This window comes from Telluria sp. ZB4P34, from assembly GCF_059686055.1.
The window spans coordinates 24833-44432 of the sequence record NZ_JCASIF010000025.1 but is presented as its reverse complement, the minus strand read 5'-3'; the positions used below and the strand labels follow the sequence as shown (position 1 = coordinate 44432).

General features: G+C 66.4%; 13 protein-coding genes. 7 read left to right on the top strand and 6 right to left on the bottom strand.

The features are described 5' to 3' along the window. Positions 1–112: 112 nt before the first annotated feature. A complete protein-coding gene (locus AC56KL_RS22565) occupies positions 113–4228 on the bottom strand; it encodes a DEAD/DEAH box helicase (RefSeq protein WP_497182421.1) in 4116 nt (1371 codons plus the stop codon). Beyond that, complete coding sequence (locus AC56KL_RS22560; protein WP_497182420.1) at positions 4225–6147, bottom strand: S9 family peptidase; 1923 nt, start codon at positions 6145–6147, stop codon at positions 4225–4227. Before AC56KL_RS22560 ends, AC56KL_RS22565 begins: the two co-directional genes overlap by 4 nt. 102 nt (positions 6148–6249) lie before the next feature. Between AC56KL_RS22560 and hemE the strand changes: the two genes are divergently transcribed. Together hemE and AC56KL_RS22550 are read left to right on the top strand one after the other, a co-directional pair. Beyond that, the gene (gene hemE / locus AC56KL_RS22555; RefSeq protein ID WP_497182419.1) at positions 6250–7332 is read left to right on the top strand and encodes a uroporphyrinogen decarboxylase; all 1083 of its coding nucleotides are present in this window, start codon (positions 6250–6252) and stop codon (positions 7330–7332) included. 589 nt (positions 7333–7921) lie between these two features. Continuing rightward, positions 7922–9928, top strand: coding sequence for a primosomal protein N' (locus AC56KL_RS22550; protein ID WP_497182418.1), 2007 nt, complete (start codon positions 7922–7924; stop codon positions 9926–9928). Between the two features lie 90 nt (positions 9929–10018). Here AC56KL_RS22550 and AC56KL_RS22545 read toward each other — a convergent pair whose 3' ends face one another. Then, the gene (locus tag AC56KL_RS22545) at positions 10019–10708 is read right to left on the bottom strand and encodes a choice-of-anchor E domain-containing protein (protein WP_497182417.1); all 690 of its coding nucleotides are present in this window, start codon (positions 10706–10708) and stop codon (positions 10019–10021) included. A gap of 224 nt (positions 10709–10932) precedes the next feature. Further along, positions 10933–11793 carry an oxygenase MpaB family protein gene (locus AC56KL_RS22540; RefSeq protein WP_497182416.1) on the bottom strand — a complete coding sequence of 287 codons (861 nt, stop codon included), beginning with the start codon at positions 11791–11793 and terminating at the stop codon, positions 10933–10935. 113 nt (positions 11794–11906) lie between these two features. Between AC56KL_RS22540 and AC56KL_RS22535 the strand changes: the two genes are divergently transcribed. Beyond that, complete coding sequence (locus AC56KL_RS22535) at positions 11907–13346, top strand: dihydrolipoyl dehydrogenase (protein ID WP_497182415.1); 1440 nt, start codon at positions 11907–11909, stop codon at positions 13344–13346. A 13-nt stretch (positions 13347–13359) separates the two neighbouring features. On the opposite strand, the gene AC56KL_RS22530 is transcribed toward AC56KL_RS22535, so the two are convergent. Continuing rightward, complete coding sequence (locus tag AC56KL_RS22530) at positions 13360–13779, bottom strand: response regulator (protein WP_497182414.1); 420 nt, start codon at positions 13777–13779, stop codon at positions 13360–13362. 205 nt (positions 13780–13984) lie between these two features. Next, on the bottom strand, positions 13985–14482 hold the full coding sequence (locus AC56KL_RS22525; RefSeq protein ID WP_497182413.1) for an SRPBCC family protein: 498 nt from the start codon (positions 14480–14482) through the stop codon (positions 13985–13987). A gap of 152 nt (positions 14483–14634) precedes the next feature. On the opposite strand from AC56KL_RS22525, the gene modA reads away from it, so the two are divergent. The 4 genes from modA (at position 14635) to AC56KL_RS22505 (ending at position 19527) form a co-directional block, all read left to right on the top strand. Beyond that, entirely contained in the window at positions 14635–15378 is a 744-nt protein-coding gene (gene modA, locus AC56KL_RS22520; protein WP_497182412.1) for a molybdate ABC transporter substrate-binding protein, read from the top strand. Positions 15379–15384: 6 nt separating this feature from the next. Further along, positions 15385–16065 (top strand): molybdate ABC transporter permease subunit, encoded by a 681-nt coding sequence (modB, locus tag AC56KL_RS22515; protein WP_497182411.1) that lies wholly within the window; start codon positions 15385–15387, stop codon positions 16063–16065. Then, on the top strand, positions 16062–17138 hold the full coding sequence (gene modC, locus AC56KL_RS22510; RefSeq protein ID WP_497182410.1) for a molybdenum ABC transporter ATP-binding protein: 1077 nt from the start codon (positions 16062–16064) through the stop codon (positions 17136–17138). Before modB ends, modC begins: the two co-directional genes overlap by 4 nt. A 328-nt stretch (positions 17139–17466) precedes the next feature. Further along, positions 17467–19527 (top strand): UvrD-helicase domain-containing protein, encoded by a 2061-nt coding sequence (locus tag AC56KL_RS22505; RefSeq protein WP_497182409.1) that lies wholly within the window; start codon positions 17467–17469, stop codon positions 19525–19527. Positions 19528–19600 lie beyond the last annotated feature (73 nt).

Sequence of the window (19600 nt, the reverse complement as noted above, 5' to 3'; positions counted from 1 at the left end):
CCGCATCAAACTTAAACTAAAAGGCCAAAGCCCTGTACAGTACAGGACCCAGGCCATGGGCGCTTAACGACTTAACGTCCAACAATTTGGGGTCAGTTCAGAGCCGACCACCCTACGAAAGCCCCTGCTTGAGCATCGCCAGCATCTCGCCCGGCGACATGCGCGCCGCTATCTCGGTGCCTTCCAGCAGGCTGTCGGCCAGGTCGCGCTTGCGGCCGTGCAGTTCGACGATGCCTTCCTCGATGGTGCCGCGCGCCACCAGGCGGTAGATCGTCACCGGCCGCAGCTGCCCGATGCGGTGGGCACGGTCCGAGGCCTGGTCTTCCACCGCCGGGTTCCACCACGGGTCCATGTGGATCACGTAGTCGGCCGCCGTCAGGTTGATGCCGACGCCGCCCGCCTTCAGGCTGATCAGGAACAGTTCGCCCTCGCCGGCCTGGAAGGCGTCCACGCGCCGCTTGCGTTCCTGGATCGGCGTGGCGCCGTCGAGGTACTGGTAGGGGATGTGCTTGCCGTCCAGGTACTTGCGGATCAAGCTGAGGTGGTCGACGAACTGGCTGAACACCAGCACCTTGTGGCGGTTTTCCAGCAGGCCGTCCACCAGGCGCGCAAAGGCGATCAGCTTGCTGCTCGCGATGCCGGCGCCCGGCGCCACCAGTTCCGGATTGCAGACGGCGCGGCGCAGCCGCATCATCTCGGCCAGGATCTCGATCGACTTCTGGCTTTCCGGCGCTTCCAGTGCAGCCAGCTTGTCGAGCGCATCGCGGCGCAGCGATTCGTACAGCGCGCTTTCTTCCTGGGTCAGTTCGACCGGCACCACGATCTCGGTGCGCGACGGCAGCTCGGTGAGCACCTGCGCCTTGGTGCGGCGCAGGATGAAGGGTTGGGTGAGCCGGCGCAAGCGGCTTCGCGCGCCGGCTTCGGCGCGTTTGTCCTGGGCTTTCTCGATCGGCCCTGCAAAGCGCAGCTGGAACTGGTCGGCGCTGCCCAGCAGGCCCGGATTGATGAACCTGAACAGGTTCCACAGTTCGCCCAGGTGGTTCTCCAGCGGCGTGCCGGTGGCCGCCATGCGGAAGTCGCTTTTCAAGGCCATCACGGCCTGCGAGCGCTTGGTGTGCATGTTCTTGATGGCCTGGGCTTCGTCGAGCACGACGCTGTGCCAGTGCTTTCCGGCGAACCGCGGCGCTTCCAGCTGCAGCAGGCCGTAGCTTGCCACCACCACGTCGAACGGTCCCGCGTCGTCCAGCATCGCGGCGCGCTCGCCCGGCCCGAACAGCTTCAGGTTCAGGGTCGGCGCGAAGCGCTCGGCTTCGGCGATCCAGTTCAGGCACACCGAGGTCGGCGCCACCACCAGCGCCGGACCATCCGGTGCGCGCGTGAGCAGCAGGGCCAGCGCCTGCAAGGTCTTGCCGAGTCCCATGTCGTCGGCCAGGCAGGCGCCCACGCCCCAATGCGCCAGGCGCCCCAGCCATTCGAAACCTTCGCGCTGGTAGTCGCGCAGCTCCGCCTGCAGGGTCGACGGCAACGCTGGCGTGAAGGCTTCGCTGTCGGCGATGCGCTGCAGGTGCTTGCGCCAGGCGGCGTCGCCGCTTGCTTGTCCTGCCTCCCGCGCCAGTTCCGCCAGCGAGAAGCTGGCCAGCGGATGCAGGCGCAGTTCGTCGCCCTGCATGGTCCCGTAGTCGCTCAGTTCCATCAGGCGCCGGTGCAGCTCGTCGCTCAGGGCCAGATATTCGTTGTCGCCCAGCGCCACGAAGCGGCTCTTCCCTTCGCGCAGGCGTTCCAGCAGCGAGCGCAGGTCCAGCACGCGCCCCTCGTCGATCACGATCTCCCCGCTGGCCGCGAACCAGTCGCGGTCGCGCCGGATCTGGATGCGCACCGATTTCGAGGTGGCGCGCTTCGACACGCGGAATGTTTCACCTTCCGGCCACGCCACCACCACCTTTGCCGGATCGAGCTTGCGCAGTTCGTCCACCAGTTCCAGGCACAGGAGGGGCTGGCCCAGCAGCCATTCGCCGTGCTCGAGCTCCCCGTGTTCGAGCGCATGGCAGGCGCCTACCAGCTGGCGCTCGGCCTCGCGTTCGGCGTTCAGGTCGCGCCTGGCCTCGGTGCGGATGCCGGCGACGTCGGCGATGACTCTTTCCGCGCCGCTGCCCGGCGAGTAATAGGCGCCATTGTCCAGCGGACGCACCAGGATTTGCATGCTCATGCCCTGCTGATAGGGACGCAGGTGCAGGTGCAGGCGCGGATCGGCCGCTACCTGTTCGATGTCGTCGGGATTGGCGCCGATGTCCGACTGCACGGTGACGATGGACGAGATCGCACTGATCGCGCGCAGCACGCGGCGCTCGGCTTCCACCGGCACGTCCAGACCCTCGCCGACGATGGCGGCGATGCGGCGGTGTTCGTCGTTGACGCGCACCAGCCGCAGGCGGGTCGGGGTCTCGCGCGTGACAATCACCTCGCCGTCCTGTTCGTCCGGGTTGGGATGCAGCGAGATCGTCACCTTGGCGCCGCGCGCCTTGACGTGCAGCTCGGGCTCGCCCGGCAGGAGTTCGACCCGCGTGGCCGGGGAATCCATCCAGAACAGCAGCGGATGGCCGACCAGGGCGGCGAGCGCCTTGTCGCGCTCGAACTCGAAGCGGATGCCGGTGCTGCCATAGTAGCGGCGGCCGGCAATGGTCGCCACGGCCTGCACGTCCTGGGCGGTGAGGAAGTCGAGATTCGGCGCGTCCTCGGCGAGGCGCTTCAGGCCGATGGCGCGGCCGCGGCTCCAGCCGCCCTGGGCGTCGCGCTTCTGCTCGCGCGGCTCCAGCTCCTGCACGCCCATGTGCGCGTCGTAGCGGATCATCCACACCAGGCGCGATTCGCGCACCACTTCCTGGTTCAGGGCCGGCTGCAGGTTGATCAGGGCATTGAGCTGGCGTTCCCACGGTTCCTCGCGCTCGAACCAGTGGGTCAGGTCGGTAAAACGGTGGCGGCGCCGCAGTTCGGCGGCGCGTGCTTCGTGGCTGACGGCGCCTGGACCGCCCAGCTGCCCCAGCAGGCCGGCCAGCTGGGCCGACAGCAGGTCGAAGCCGGCGCGCTCGGACTGCGCCAGCATGTCCTCGATGTCCTTGCGCTTGCCCTGCAATTGCGGCAGGCCGAGCCAGTGGTGCATCAGCGCGCGGAAGGTGAAGGGTTCGAGCGCCATCTCCCAGCTGCGCGAGGCCAGCACCTCGGCGTCGACGGTACCGCGCCGGATCTCCTGCAGCATGCTGAGCTGGAACACCACGGCGGTCTCCGGCCGCTGCACCGCGCGGGTGGCGATGTCGAGCCAGGCGTCGGCCAGTTTCAACTGGGCCGGCTGCTTGCTGCGCAGGAGCGCGGCCAGATATAGATGGGCGCCGATGCCGTCGAAGATGGCCTTGCGCTTGCCGGTCTCGCGGCGCAGCGCCTTGAGCGCCGTCTCGATGGCTGGGAGGGCGAGCTCGCCGTCGTCGCGCAGCAGGGCGATCACATTGTGCAGGAACAGGCCGGCCGCGTCGGCGACATCCAGCAACAGCGCCGATGCGTCGTCCAGGCGGCCGCACAGGATCAGGTGTTCGCCGAGCGCGGTGCGCAGCGCGATCGAGGGGTCGCCCCCGGCCGCATGGGCTTCGGCGGCGGCCCGGATGGCGGGCGCCAGGCCGGGTTCGCGCTGCGCGTGCTGGACCAGCACGGCCAGCACGCCGTCGCGCAGCGCGGGATCGATGCGCGCCAGCAGGGCCGGCTCGAAGGGGCGGGCGCAGACCTCGACCAGCGGGTGCAGGTAAGAGGCCTCGTGGCAGCGCAGGCAGGCGGCCAGCAAAGGCGTCACCGCACTGCCGGTTTCGCCCGCCAGCAAGGCCATGCGCAGCAGGGCCAGTCCCTGGCGGTAGCTGCGCAGGACCGGCGTGCCCTGCCAGTCGCGGCGCAGCGGCGTGACCCGCTCATAGGCCGCGCGCAGGCCGGCGAACAGATCGCCGGACAGGGCATGCTCGAGCGCCGGCCAGACGGCATGCGGTGCGATCGCGAGACCGCGCTCGCCCGCATCGGCGACCAGCCCGGCCTCGCGCAGGCGCGCCAGCTCGGCCGCCCATTGTTCGGGCGGCAGGGGCAGGCCGGCGGCCATCAGGTGTTCGAGGATGCGCTGGCGGCCCATCGGCTCGCCGGCCAGCGCCAGCAGGGACAGGATCGCCCCTTCGCCCGCGTCCAGTTCCGACAATCTCATGCAGGCAGGTTCTCGATCTCCACCGCCGGCAGGCCGGCTGGTACGGGAATGTGAAAGACGCGCAGGTAGAACACCAGCTCGGACTCCAGCGTCTTGACCACGCTTTCGGCCTTGCGGAAGCCATGGCCTTCGCCCGCCAGGGTGAGGTAGGCCACCGGCACATGGCGCGCGCGCAGCGCCTCCACCATGGTCTCGGACTGCTGCGGCGGCACCACCATGTCGTCCAGGCCCTGGAAGAAGATCATCGGACGCTGCAGTTTGTCCGTGTGGTGGATCGGCGAACGCTCACGGTAGACCTGTTCGGCGCGCTCCGGCGGGGCGATCAGGTACTGGTTGTAGTGCGACTCGAACTTGTGCGAATCGGCATCCAGCCCGGCCAGGTCGGACACGCCGTAGTAGCAGGCGCCCGCCTTGAACACGTCGTGGAAGGCCAGCGCGCAGAGCGTGGTCAGGCCGCCGGCGCTGCTGCCGCGCACCAGCAGGCGCGCGGGATCCACCAGACCCTGTTCGGCCAGGTGGCGCGCACCAAGCACGCAGTCTTCCACGTCGACTACGCCCCACTGGCCCTTGAGCAGGTCGCGGTAGGCGCGGCCGAAGCCGGTGCTGCCGCCGTAGTTCACGTCGAGCACGGCGAAACCGCGGCTGGTCCAGAACTGGGTGGCGAGTTTCAGGGTGCTGGACGCCATGCCGGTCGGGCCGCCGTGGCCGATGACGATCAGGGGCGGCAATTCGCCCGCCGAGGGGGCAAAGCCGGCATTGGCCGGCGGGTAGTGGAAGGCGTACGCAGTGCGGCCGTTCGCACTCGGGTAGCTGATCGCGCGCGGCACCGAGAGGTAGCCTGCTTCCGGCAGCTGCGCGATCGAGCGGGCCAGCACCGCGTGCCGGCCTCCGTCCGAGTCAGGGTCGAGAACAATCCGCGCCAGTTCCAGTGCGACTGTCGGCGCGCCGCCCAGCAGCGCGACCGTGTGCGCATTCACGCGCAGTTCGCGGATTTCTTCATAGGGCGTGGGCACGTCGGCGAGCTGGCCATTGCGCAGGCGCGCCAGTTTGCTCACGCCGCCTTCGGTATAGGCACAGACAATCTCGTCATCGGAGCGGAAACCGTACAGCGAGCCGCCGAAGGTCCACAGCGGTCCGCCGAATTCCGCTGCGCGCGGGCACAGCGCTTCCACCACGCCCTGGTCGAAGCGGTACAAATTCCACCAGCCGCTGCGGTCGGACACGAAGTGCAGCACGCCGCCCGGCGACCATTCCGGCTGGCAGACCGATTCCTGCGGTCCGCCCGCCACCAGGCGGCCATTGGCCAGGCTGCCGTCTTCCAGGATGTCGGCCAGCCACAGCTCCGTGCCTTCCCAGGGCATGCGCGGATGGTCCCAGCACAGCCAGGCCAGCCGGCGGCCATCCGGCGAGATGCGCGGGGCGGCATAGAAATCGTTGCCGTCCACCAGCACGGTCTCGCGGCCGTCGAAGCCGATGGCGGCGATCGTGTTCTCGGGGTAGTGGCCGCCGGCCGAATGGTCTTCGCGCACCGATACCAGGCGCTGGCGCTGCGTATCGACCACGAAGTCGGCGTAGCGCTGCTTGTTGTCCTCGAGCGTCACCGGCGCCGGCGGCGCGCCGGCTTCGAGGCGGTACAGTCGGTTGTCGGCGTGATGCGAGAACCAGGCGACGCCGCCGGCGACCGTGCAGGCGCCGCCGCCATACTCATGCACCTTGCTGCGCACGTTGAAGGGCGCCGGCGTCAGTTCGCCGCGGCTGCCCATGAGGGTCGAGCGTCCGGCTTCGCTGGCCCGGCCTTCCAGCCAGTACAGGTCGGCGCCGTCCAGCACCAGCGAGGACAGCGGCGTGGCGCCGGCCGCGACGACGGAGGCGGTGATCGGGGATGCCCAGGCGCCGCAGGGGGCTTGCTGTTTGGTCATGACAGGTTCTTTCATCGTCGGAATCGACACTAGAAACGCATTATAAGAGCAGCCCCAAGGATGCGATAATAGAGGTTTTCCCTCCGCATTCGATTGCCAGCCATGCCACAATTCGCCCCGCTCCAGAACGACACCTTCCTGCGTGCGCTGCTGCGCCAGCCGACCGAGTACACCCCGGTGTGGCTGATGCGCCAGGCGGGCCGCTACCTGCCGGAATACCGCGCCACGCGCGAGCGGGCCGGTTCCTTCCTGGGGCTGGCGAAGAATCCGGATTTTGCCACCGAGGTCACGCTGCAGCCGCTCGACCGCTACCCGCTGGACGCGTCGATCCTGTTCTCGGACATCCTGACCGTGCCGGATGCGATGGGCCTGGGCCTGTATTTCGCCGACGGCGAGGGCCCGAAGTTCGAGCGCCCGCTGCGTACGGAAGAGGCGGTGCGCGCCCTCCAGGTGCCGGATATGGCGTCGCTCGACTATGTCTTCAAGGCGGTGACCCAGATCCGCACCGCCATCAACGGCCGCGTGCCCCTGATCGGCTTCTCGGGCAGCCCGTGGACGCTGGCCTGCTACATGGTCGAAGGCGGCGGTTCCAAGGAATTCCACACCATCAAGAAGATGATGTACCAGCGCCCGGACCTGATGCACCACATCCTGGACACCAATGCCCGCGCAGTCAGCCAATACCTGAACGCCCAGATCGACGCCGGCGCCCAGGCCGTGATGATTTTCGATTCCTGGGGCGGCGCGCTGGCCGATGGCGCCTACCAGACGTTTTCGCTGCAGTACATGCGGCAGGTGCTGGCCCAGCTGCAACGCGAGAAGGATGGGGTCCGGATCCCGGCGATCGTGTTCACCAAGGGCGGCGGACTGTGGCTGGACGAAATGGCCGGCATCGGCGCCGACGCGCTGGGCCTGGACTGGACCGTCAACCTGGGCAAGGCGCGCGCGCTGGTCGGCGACCGCGTGGCGCTGCAGGGCAACCTCGATCCCGCCATCCTGTTCGCCGCGCCGGAGCAGATCCGCGTCGAGGTCGAGCGTTCCCTCAGCGCCTACGGCAAGCCCGCGAGCGGCCATGGCCATGTGTTCAACCTCGGCCATGGCATTTCCCAGTTCACGCCGCCGGAATCGGTGACGGCCATGGTCGAGGCCGTGCACGGCTTCAGCCGCAAGCAGCGCGCGGCCTGAGCACGCGCCGCCCAAGGTCCGCCTGTGAGCTCTTCTGTGGGGATCGGCGGATCCGGCAAGTGCCCCGTTGCCGCAGCAAAATCACACTTGTTCACAAGTTCGTCAAACACTGAATTTATTCCTGTGGACATCTTTGCCAAGCGTGAAACTAGCTAAGCCAATGATTATTATGAGTTTTTTAAACAGTGAACTGTAGGTATACACAGTGGGGCAGGCTGGTAACAGGTAAATTGTCCTCGCTTCCTGCCCATTGTTCACAAAGTTATCAACAGGCAGACTGCTGAGCTGGGAAAAGTGCTGCGTTTACGCGGACTTAGCTCAACTCTTCAAGTAAGGTGTGAAGATTCTGGTGCACCGCAGCGAGTTTTCCCGTTGCACATGTGCAGTTATGCACAGCAAGGCGATTCCAGCCCGGCTTGTTAACAGGGATAACTCTAATTCTGCAAGTAATTGATTTTAAAAAGATTTTTATTGTAGTTTCAGCGAATCACCGGATTCGAGTTGATCTAACGTAAACCTCGGACCCGGTCAAGTACCGCGCTATTCACAAAGTTTTCCACAGGCCTAGCGCTTATCAACAAAGGTTGGAATGGCACACTGCTTCCTCGAGGTCGCGCTCGATACGCCGCTCAACAGCTGCTTCGACTACCGCTGGACCTGCGCACCGGGCGAGGAGCCGGTGGTCGGCCAGCTGGTGCTGGTGCCGTTCGCGCGGCGCGAAGTGGTGGGCGTGATCGTGGCCGTCAAGGGAGAGACCGGTGTCCCGCCCGACAAGCTGAAGGATGCGATCGCGGTGCGCAGCCAGCTGTCCCCGCTGCCCGAGCGCTGGCTGGGGCTGGCGCGCTTCGCTGCCGACTACTACCAGCGCCCGCTGGGCGAGGTAGCCTTGCCGGGCCTGCCCAAGAACCTGCGCGTGCCCAAGACCGTGGCCCTCGACCGCGCGCTGAAAAAACTGGCCAGGGAAGCGGCCCCGCACGACCCGACGCCTTCCGGCATGCCGGTGCTGAATCCGGCCCAGCAGGAAGCGGCGAACGGCATCGGCGGGGCGCTGGGCTTCACCCCGATCCTGCTGTACGGCGTCACAGGCAGCGGCAAGACCGAGGTGTACCTGCAGGCCTGCGCCCAGGTGCTGGCGCGCGATGCCGGAGCCCAGATCCTGGTTTTGGTCCCCGAGATCAACCTGACCCCGCAGCTGGAAGGGAATATCCGCGCGCGCTTTCCCGGCGTGATGCTGGCGACGCTGCACAGCAGCCTGTCCGAGGGCGAGCGCATGCTGCACTGGCTGGCCGCCCACGAAGGCCGGGCGCGCATCGTGCTGGGCACCCGCCTGGCCATCCTGTCATCGCTGCCGAACCTCAAGCTCATCGTCATCGACGAAGAACACGACCCGTCGTACAAGCAGCAGGAAGGCCTGCGCTACTCGGCGCGCGACCTGGCCGTGTGGCGCGCGCACCAGCTGGGCATCCCGATCGTGCTCGGCTCGGCTACGCCTTCGCTGGAGAGCTGGCACCACGCGCAATCGGGCCGCTACCGCAAGCTGGAACTGCGCGAGCGCGCCGTGCGCGACGCCGTACTGCCCACCGTGAAGCTGGTCGACATGGAGCGCGACCGCCCGAAGGACGGCCTCACCGGCGCCCTGATCGCCGCGCTGCGCGGACGCCTGGACCGCGGCGAACAGTCGCTGCTGTTCCTCAACCGGCGCGGCTATGCCCCGGTGATCTGCTGCGACGCCTGCGGCTGGATCAGCAACTGCACCCGCTGCACCGCCTTCATGGTGCTGCACCGGCCAGAACACCGGCTGCGCTGCCACCACTGCAGCCTGGAGCTGCGCATCCCGCGCCACTGCCCGACCTGCGGCAACGTCGACCTGCAGCCGCTCGGGCGCGGCACCCAGCGCATCGAGGAAGGCCTGCAGGCGATGTTCCCGGAAGCGCGCATCCTGCGCATCGACGCCGATTCCACGCGCCTGAAGGGCAGCGCGCAGGTGGCCTTCGACACCGTGCACCGGGGCGAGGTGGATATCCTGGTCGGCACGCAAATGGTCGCCAAGGGCCACGATTTCAAGAAGCTGACCCTGGTCGGCATCCTCAACCCGGACACGGCGCTGTTCTCGCAGGACTACCGCGCCAGCGAGCGCCTGTTCGCGCAGCTGATGCAGGTGGCGGGCCGCGCCGGGCGGGCCGGCGCGGCGTCGGAGGTGCTGGTGCAGACGCGCTACGCCAGCCACCCGCTGTACGGCGCCGTCATGCGCCACGACTACGACCGCTTCGCCGGCAGCCTGCTGGAGGAGCGCCGCCAGGCCGGCCTGCCGCCCTACATGTACCAGGCGCTGCTGCGCGCGGAAGCGCCCGCGCTGGCCGACGCCATCGCCTTCCTGGAAGCGGCGCGCGACAGCCTGGCCTTCGAGTCGGTGATGATCAACGATCCGATCCCGATGACGATGACGCGCGTGCACAATGTCGACCGCGCGCAATTGCTGGTGGAATCGGGCTCGCGTCCCGCGCTGCAGGCCTTCCTGCGCGAGTGGGTCGAGATCTTGCGCGGCATGAAGTCGCGGGTGCGCTGGTCGCTCGAAGTCGATCCGCTCGATATCTGAGCTGGATAATCATTCGCCTAAGAAAAACGCCGGCTGCCGGGGTGGTCCCGGCAGCCGGCGTCGTGTCGACGTCCGAAGGGCGTCGGCGTTTTACGCCTGCTTGCCCTTGCGGCGGCGCAGGGCGGCGATCAGGCCGAGGCCGGCGAACATCGTTGCCAGGCTGGCCGGCTCAGGAATTTCGGCGACCGCTTCGGTAAAGGTATAGGTGACCGTGACCGTGGCCGATGCTGCAGTAGAGAACTCGGAAGCGAGATTGCCGGAACCGGAAGCGCGCGACGTGCTTTCCGAAATCAGATCGAGATCGATGATGCCGCCACCCAGGGCAGCGAACAGTGCAAAATCGTCGGCGCTGTTGGTGACGAAAAAGTCCGACTTGCTGGCCGAGACGAGACCGGTTGTACCGCTCGACGATCCCGAGAGGTCGTTCGTGCCATCGAAGGCGCCCAAGGTCAGCTTTTTGGTGAAGAGAGGATTGGTGACGACCAGGCTATCGCCATTTGGGCGAAACAATTCCAGCCGTGAACCCAGGCTCAGGGTGACGTTGGCAGGGGTCGGGTTCTTGTTCTCAGCACTTCCGCTGCCTTCGATGAAGCCGCTCAGGTCGAAGGTAACGGAGGTGAGCTTGCCTTTGCGCGTGTCGAACTTGTCGAAGCTGAGTGTTTTAGTCCAATCGGCTTCGCTCATGTCGATGGTGTTGCCGGAGACGATAGTGGCGCCTTGGGCTGCGCTGAAAGGGCTCAGCGCAGCAACGACTGCCAATGCTGCAAAAAATTTTTTCATGATAGTTCCCTAGATTTGAAGAATTTTTTTATGTTCTATTCTTGGTACTTCTGAATGCGGATCACTTCTACAGAGTAAGCCAGCAATACGTAACTACAAGCAAGTTTTATGCCATTTGGAAATAGTTTCTAGTAAACAATAACTTAACGGACCGCATAATCGGATGCGCTCGGCGGGTGTAAAGTTTTTCGACAAGAAATATGTCGTTCCGGCGCGAAACTAGCTTAGCCGCTGCTGTTGACAGCTGCCATGCGCCGCGCGGCCTGGACCGGCGGCGTGTCGCCCAGCGGCAGCAAGTCGCTGCTGCGGGCAAGCGCGCGCACGAGCATCGTTTCGCCGGGGCGCAGGCCGCCGCCACGCAGCTGCGGCAGCGAACGCACTGGTTCGGGGACGATCTGCACGGCAGCGCGCACGAGCAGCCGCTGCAGGGGACGCATCGGCGCCGGCAGCAGTGGCGTGTCCAGCATGATCTGCAGAAAGTCGGCCAGGATGTCCGAGCCTTGCAGGTATGGTGCGGTCCCGGCCAGCAAGGCTTCCCACCCGGCCCAGCTGCGCGGCGCCCCGAGCGCGCCATAAAGACGGGCTGCGGGTTCGCCTTCGGCAAACACGGCATCCTTCGCGCGCGCCGACAGCGGCCGCACGTAGCGATGGTAGGCCTCGGCGAAGCCGAAGGTGGCGGTCGCCTGCACCCAGTCGAGCAGGCGCGGATCGTTGGCGTAAAAGGGCAGGCCGTCCGGCGTATGGCCGCTGACCCGGCCATGCATGCGCACCACGCGCGCGATCAGCTGTTCCGCCGCCGGGCGCGGGCCGTAGACGGTCATCATGGCCGCGAAGCCGGTGCGCCGCAGGCGCATGCCGGGATCGCGCCGGAAGCCGCTGTGTTCCCACACGCCGGTGCGCACCGACGGTTCGCTCAGTTCGAGCAGTACCGCCGCCACCCCGCCCACGAACAGGGCGACGGGGTTGGCGAATACCTGCCACGCGACGCCATCGCGTGGGGCCAGCGCCGGCTCTCCCGCCGGCTGGCTGAAATCGAAGGCCATGCCCGGGGGCGGCTGCAGCAAATCCCTGATCGTTTCCAGCATGCTCACTCCGGATCAAGACGGGAGGATGGTGGCACATTGGCCCGGTTCCGGCGGCACGGCTGAAAATCGCGTATCGTTTCGGCATCACAAGTCGAGTCAATGCGGAGAACACGATGAACGAACTGGACGTGGACGTCGCCATCATCGGCACCGGCACCGCCGGCATGACGGCCTATCGGGCGGCAAAGGCGCAGGGCGCGCGGGTGGTGGTCATCGAGGGCGGCCATTACGGCACGACCTGCGCACGGGTCGGCTGCATGCCGAGCAAGCTGTTGATTGCAGCTGCGGAAAGCGCCCATGCGATGCAGCACAGCGCGCCCTTCGGCGTGCACGCGGGCGAGGTCCGCATCGACGGGCGCGCCGTGATGGAGCGCGTGCGGCGCGAGCGCGACCGCTTCGTCGGCTTCGTGCTGGAAGGCGTCGACTCCTTCCCGGAGGAAGATAAACTGCGCGGCCATGCGCGCTTCACCGGGCCGCATGCGCTCCAGGTCGACGGGCATACCGCGATCACCGCCGGAAGCATCGTGATCGCCACCGGCTCCACGCCGCTGCGCCTGCCGGCGCTGGAGAACGTCGGTCCCGGCATCGTCACCTCCGATGACGTCTTCTATTGGGACGATCTGCCGAAGTCGGTGGCCGTGATCGGCACCGGCGTGATCGGCCTGGAACTGGGCCAGGCCCTGCACCGCCTCGGCGTGCGCGTGAAGCTGTTCGCGCGCGGCGGCAGCATCGCCCACTTGAGCGACCCGGAAGTGCTCAGGAGCGCCACCCGCGTGCTCACCGAGGAGCTCGACATCCAGTTCCAGTCGAAGGTGATCGGCGCAGTGCAGGAGGGCGATGAAGTGGTCTTGAGCGTCAGCGATGCCCTGGGCGAGGAAAAGACCGAGCGCTTCCAGTACGTGCTGATGGCGGCCGGCCGCACGCCCAACGTGCACGACATCGGGCTCGAACACACCGGGCTGGAGCGGGGACCGGATGGCATCCCGGTCTTCGACGTCCGCACCATGCAGTGCGGAACCAGCCATATCTTTATCGCCGGCGACGCCAACGACGAGCGCCCGCTGCTGCACGACGCGGCCGACCACGGCAAGCTTGCCGGCGACAACGCAGGACGCTACCCGGATGTGCGCCCGGGCCTGCGCCGCACGCCGATTGCGGTGGCGTTCACGGAACCGAACATCGCCACCCTGGGCGCCAGCTACCGCAGCCTGTGCGAAGGACGCAAGCGCAAGTTCGCGGTCGGATCGGTATCGTTTGCGAACCAGGGCCGCAGCAGGGTGATGTTGCAGAACAAGGGAATGCTGCGCGTGTATGCGGAATACGGCTCGCGCCGCTTCCTGGGCGCCGAGATGATCGCGCCGCGCGCCGAGCACCTGGCGCATACGCTGTCCTGGGCCTGCCAGATGCGCATGACCGTGGACCAGATGCTGGAGATGCCCTTCTACCACCCGGTGATCGAAGAAGGCGTGCGCACCGCCCTGCGCGACCTGGCCCATGCCCTGGCCAAGGGCGAGAGCGAGATCGACCCCGCGGATACCGAGCCGGGGACCTGAGCGCAGGGCAGGCTTACGCTACCCTGCGCCGGCGTTCCTGGGCGGGCGGAAGGCATGCCGGCTGCAGGCCGAAGCCATCGGCGCCGAACTGGATGATCCGCCTCAGGCTGTCCATGGTCGTCGGCCGCTTCAGTACGGCGCTCACGCATGGGAATCGGCCGGCGCGCGCGTCCACGTATTCCTTGCCTTCGCTTGCCAGCAGCACGATGGGCGCCTTCGGCGCCAGCCGCTTCAGTTCGCTCGTCAGGGTGCGCCTGTCGTTCGGCGTGACGGCGGTGCCGGTGACGATGATGTCGAAATGGATGGCGTCGGCCACCTTGAGCGCTTCCTCGGGTGTGCGTGCCGGCGCGGCCACGTAGCCCAGCCATCGAAGAATTTTTTTCAACCTGTCACGCTCGGTGTGGTTGTTTTCCAAAATCAATGCTGATTTCATTGCTGTCCCCCTTTGACTCGGGTGACGGCAGTTTTGGAATTTTCAATGTCCAGAAATGTAACAATTTGACTCATCCGCCCATGCCGGGCAGAGGTTTTTGCGAGACATTACTGTAAGAATTGTCGACAGCGCACTGGCCCCAGGCCGCCCGCGCCAGGCATAACATCAGGTGCGCTTAACCATCTCCAAAAAAGATTAGCAAAACTTAATTAAGGTAGCTGGCATCCAGCTTGCCCGCGCCCGCGAGCTGGCGCAGGATGCGCACGGTGTCGATGTCGGCTTCCTGGTAGGCCGAGCGCTTGAAGTCGTCGTACATGGCGTTGGCCGGGTCGGTATGTTCGCCCTGGCCGTCGTCATAGCTGAAACGCACCAGCAGCACGGCGTCGCCCGGCGCTTCGATTGCCATTGTCAGGCTGGACGCGGCGATCTCGCCCTGCGCCGGCACCTCGAACCGTACTTCCTTCAGCGGCGTCATGTGCACGACGTCGTCGATCACGAGGTCGCCGTAGCGCAGGCGGCGCTTGAAACTGCCCGTGCCGCTGCCGCTGCTGCGTTCGCCGATCGTGCATTCGTCCAGGTGGGGGACGAACAGGGTGGGCGATTCGGCGCGCAGCACCAGTCCGCGCCACAGCTGTTCGATCGAGATGGTGTCGATGAGCGGGTTGAGCGGGTCGTTGATCTGGATGAGGTGTTCAAATTTCATGATGTAGTCCAAAAAAGGCCGTGGCGCCCGATGCTGCCAGGCCGGATACAAGGGTGCGATGGTACCCGATTGTGCGCCCCGGCGTCGCCGGGCCCATCCCCGTCCGGGTGTTCGCTATACTCTCGGGGATAAGGATATTGTCGGGGAGTGTCATGAAAACTGTTTCCAGCCTGGTCCTGGCCATGGCATGCGCATCGGCCGTGCAGGCGGGCGAGGTGCAGGTGGCGGTGGCTGCCAATTTCATGGCCCCGATGCAGGAGATCGCGGTCGCATTCGAGAAGGACACCGGCCACCGCGCCAGGCTGGCATTCGGCTCCACGGGCAAGTTCTATGCGCAGATCGGCAACGGGGCTCCTTTCGAGGTCCTGCTCGCCGCGGATGACGAGACCCCGGCCCGGCTGGAAAGGGAAGGGCGGGCAGTACCCGGCACACGGTTCACCTATGCGGTCGGCAGGCTGGTCCTGTGGTCGGCCCGGCCCGGCTACGTCGATGCGAAAGCGGAGGTCTTGAGGAAGGGGGATGTCAAGCACATCGCCATTGCCAACCCGAAGACCGCGCCCTATGGCGCGGCTGCGGTCGCGGTGCTGAAAAAGCTGAACCTGTCCGATGCCGTGCAGGCCAGGCTGGTACAGGGCGAGAACATCGCGCAAACCCACCAGTTCGTCAGCACGGGCAATGCCCAGCTCGGGTTCGTCGCGCTGTCGCAGGTGGCCAGGGACTGCCGGATCGCCTCGGGTTCGGGCTGGATCGTGCCTGCCGGCCTGCATGAACCGATCCGCCAGGATGCGCTGGTCCTCGCGAAAGGGCGCGCCAACCCGGCGGCCGGGGCCCTGGTCGATTACCTGAGGTCGGACAAGGCCAGGGCCATCATCCGGTCCTTCGGCTACGTACTGTAGCCTGGCATGACCGACCACAACCTTGCAGCCGTATGGCTGACGCTCAAGCTGGCATCGACCGTCACCCTGTTGTTGCTGATCCTCGGCACGCCGGTTGCCTGGTGGCTGGCGCGCACGCGCTCGCGCATGAAAAGCGTGGTCGGCGCGATCGTGGCCCTGCCCCTGGTCCTGCCGCCGACCGTCCTCGGCTTTTACCTGCTGGTCGCCATGGGGCCGAACGGTCCTGTCGGCCGCGCCACCGAGGCCCTCGGCCTCGGCACCCTGCCGTTCACCTTCCCCGGCCTGGTCATCGGCTCGGTCTTCTATTCCATGCCCTTCGTGATCCAGCCCCTGCAGAACGCCTTCGAAGCGATCGGCGAGCGCCCGCTGGAAGCGGCGGCCAGCCTGCGGGCCGGCCCATGGGACAGCTTCTGGTCGGTCGTGGTGCCGCTGGCGCGCCCCGGTTTCCTGTCCGGCGCCGTGCTCGGCTTCGCCCATACCATCGGCGAATTCGGCGTAATCCTGATGATCGGCGGGAACATCCCGGACAAGACCCGCGTCGTGTCGGTGCAGATCTACGACCACGTCGAAGCGATGGAATATGCGCAGGCGCATTGGCTGGCCGGTGGCATGCTCGTGTTCAGCTTCCTGGTCCTGCTGGCCTTGTACACCTTCAACCCGCCGGTCCTGAAAGGCAGCAAGGGATGAACGAGATCCGCGCCAGGTTCCGCATCGACCGCGGCGGCTTCCTGCTGGATGTCGACCTGGTCCTGCCCGGGCGCGGCGTGAGCGCCCTGTTCGGTCCCTCGGGCTCGGGCAAGACCACCTGCCTGCGTGCGATCGCCGGCCTGGAGCGCGCACCGGGCGGGTATGTGGCGCTGGACGGCGAAGTGTGGCAGGACGAGGCGCGCAAGATCTTCGTGCCGACCCACCGGCGCGCCCTGGGCTACGTGTTCCAGGAAGCGAGCCTGTTCCCCCACCTGAGCGTGCGCGGCAACCTGGAATTCGGCCTGAAGCGGGTCGCCAGCGCCGAGCGCCGCTTCGAACTGGCGCCGGTGGCCGTCATGCTCGGCATCGAGCCGCTACTCGAGCGCAAGCCGGCGAGCCTGTCCGGCGGCGAACGCCAGCGGGTCGCGATCGCCCGGGCCCTGCTGTCCTCGCCGCGCCTGCTGCTCATGGACGAGCCGCTTGCCGCGCTCGACCTCAAGCGCAGGCAGGAAATCCTGCCCTACCTGGAGCGCATGCACGACGAGCTGTCCATTCCCATCATCTACGTCAGCCACGCGCCGGACGAAGTGGCGCGCCTGGCCGACCACCTGGTGCTGCTCGACGCCGGACGGGTCGTGGCAAGCGGCCCGCTCACCGACACGCTCGCCCGCGCCGACCTGCCGCCGGCCTTCGCCGACGATACCGGGGTCGTGCTGGACACCGTGCTGGACGGGCACGAGGAAGACGAGCTGTCGCGCCTGGCGTTCGAGGGCGGGACGCTGTTCGTCGGGCGCCGCAGCGAGCCGGTGGGAAGCCGACTGCGCTGCCGCATCCATGCGCGCGACGTCAGCATCGCGCTCGAGCGGCCGCGGCGCAGCAGCATCGTCAACCTCCTGCCCGCCGTCGTGACGGCCACCGCCGCCACCGACACGCCGGGCCACGTGCTGGTGCAAATGCGCATGGGCGGGGCGCCGCTGCTGGCCCGCATTTCGGAGCGTTCGCGGCGCGAGCTCGAGATACGTCCCGGCCTCGAAGTATGGGCTCAGGTCAAGGCGGTCGCACTGCTGGCCTAGCGTCTTTTTAACTATGCACGGACAGTGATTCCGTAGGGTGGTCGGCTTCGCCGACCGCGCGTCCGACAGGTGCAAGCGCCGTCGTATCGCATGCCGGAGCTGAACGCGCGGTCGGCAGAGCGTGGTCCGGTCCACTGGATCGGACCACCCCTACAGGCCATGGCATGCATTTCGCTGTGCTGACTATGCACCCAGTCAGATGGACCATAATGGCCGATGCGCACCCGCTTGTTGCAAACAAGGCAGCGGACGAAGTTTTGGCGGATCATGTTTGGCGCAGGCCCGAACTCAGCCTTACAATACCCGGCCATCCTGCAGGAATCTTCCCATGTCCAACGCACCAAAATTCGGCCTCAACGGGCCGCAAAGCGAAGCCGTGCTTTATCTCGACGGCCCATGCCTGGTGCTGGCCGGCGCCGGCTCGGGCAAGACGCGCGTCATTACGCAGAAGATCGCCTACATGATCGAAGACCGCGGCTACGACCCGCGCACGATCGCCGCCCTGACTTTTACCAACAAGGCGGCCCTCGAGATGCAGGAGCGCATCGCCAAACTGCTGAAGCAGCCCAAGCAGGCCAAGCAATTGACGGTCTCCACCTTCCACTCGCTGGGGGTGAAGATCCTGCGCCAGGAAGCGGCCGGCGTCGGCCTGAAAGACAAGTTCTCGATCATGGACAGCGACGACTGCTACACCGTCGTGTCCGACCTGGCGCTGACCACCGATAAACAGGAAATCCGCCGCATCCAGAACGCCATCTCGCTGTGGAAGAACGGGCTGGTCGACCCGGAAGACGCGATCCGCCATGCCAAGGACGAAGACGAAGCCATGTCGGCGCGCGTCTACCGCAGCTACCTGGCCACCCTGCAGGCTTACCAGGCGGTGGACTTCGACGACCTGATCCGCCTGCCGGTGGAGCTGTTCCGCAACAACGAATCGATCCGCGACCGCTGGCAGCGCCGCCTGCGCTACCTGCTCATGGACGAATACCAGGACACCAATACCTGCCAGTACGAGCTGGTCAAGCTCCTGGTGACGGGACTCGGTAAAAAACCGATGTTCACGGCCGTGGGCGACGACGACCAGGCGATCTACGCCTGGCGCGGCGCCTCGGTCGAAAACCTCAAGACCCTGCAGGTCGACTTCCCCGACCTGCAGGTGATCAAGCTCGAACAGAACTACCGCTCCACCACGCGCATCCTGCAGGCGGCCAATGCCGTCATCGGCAACAACCCCAAGCTGTTCGAGAAATCGCTGTGGTCCGAGCATGGCCTGGGCGAGCCGATCGAGGTGCTGGGCATGCAGAGCGACGAGCAGGAAGCCGAGCAGGTGGCGATCATGATCTCGGCCGACCACTTCCAGCGCAAGAACAAGTGGACCGACTACGCCATCCTGTACCGCGGCAACCACCAGTCGCGCGTCATCGAGCAGGCGCTGCGCAAGGAGCGCATCCCCTACACCATGTCGGGCGGCCAGAGCTTCTTCGACAAGGCCGAAATCAAGGACATCATCGCCTACCTGCGCCTGATCGCGAACCAGGACGACGACCCGGCCTTCATCCGCGCTGTCACCACGCCCAAGCGCGGGGTCGGCATGGCCACGCTGGAAACGCTGGGCGAATTCTCCAAGCAGTGGAACTGCTCGCTGTTCGAGGCGGCGCGCAAGGGTGGACTGGAGGCGAAACTGGCCGAGCGCCAGCTGGGGCCGCTGCGCGACTTCTGCCGCTTCATGCTGGACCTGGAAGACCGCGCCACCCGCCCCGGCCCCTCGGGCAGCGGCGACAACGCCGCCGAGGTGCTGGATGACATGATGAAGGAGATGAACTACGAGCACTACCTGTACGAGAGCTTCGACGACCGCGCGGCCCAGGCCAAGTGGCAGAACGTGCTCGAGTTCACCAACTGGCTGAAGGAGCGCGGCCGGGGCGGGCGCGACCGCGACGGCGAAGAAAAGAACCTGCTGGAACTGACCCAGATGGTCGCCCTGATGTCGATGCTGGAAGGCCAGGACGAGGAACAGGATGCCGTGCGCATGTCCACCCTGCACGCCTCGAAAGGCCTGGAGTACCCGCACGTGTTCCTGGTGGGGGTGGAAGAGGGCATCCTGCCGCACAAGGGCGACCCGGATGCGCCGGTGGAAATCATCGCCGCACGCATCCAGGAAGAACGCCGCCTGATGTACGTGGGCATCACGCGCGCCCAGCGCACCTTGCGCCTGACCTGGTGCAAGAAGCGCAAGCGTGCCGGCGAACTGGTGCATTGCGAGCCGTCGCGCTTCATCAAGGAGATGGCGCTCGACGTCGGCGACGCCCCGCCCAAGGAAACCGAGGTGCTCAGCCCCAGGGAAAGGCTGGCGAACCTGAAGGCCCTGCTGGCCATGCCGAAAGCATAAAGACCATCCCTATGCGTTGCGCATGAGCCTTGTTCAAATGCCAATACCTGCGCACGATTGAAATTCTTATTTG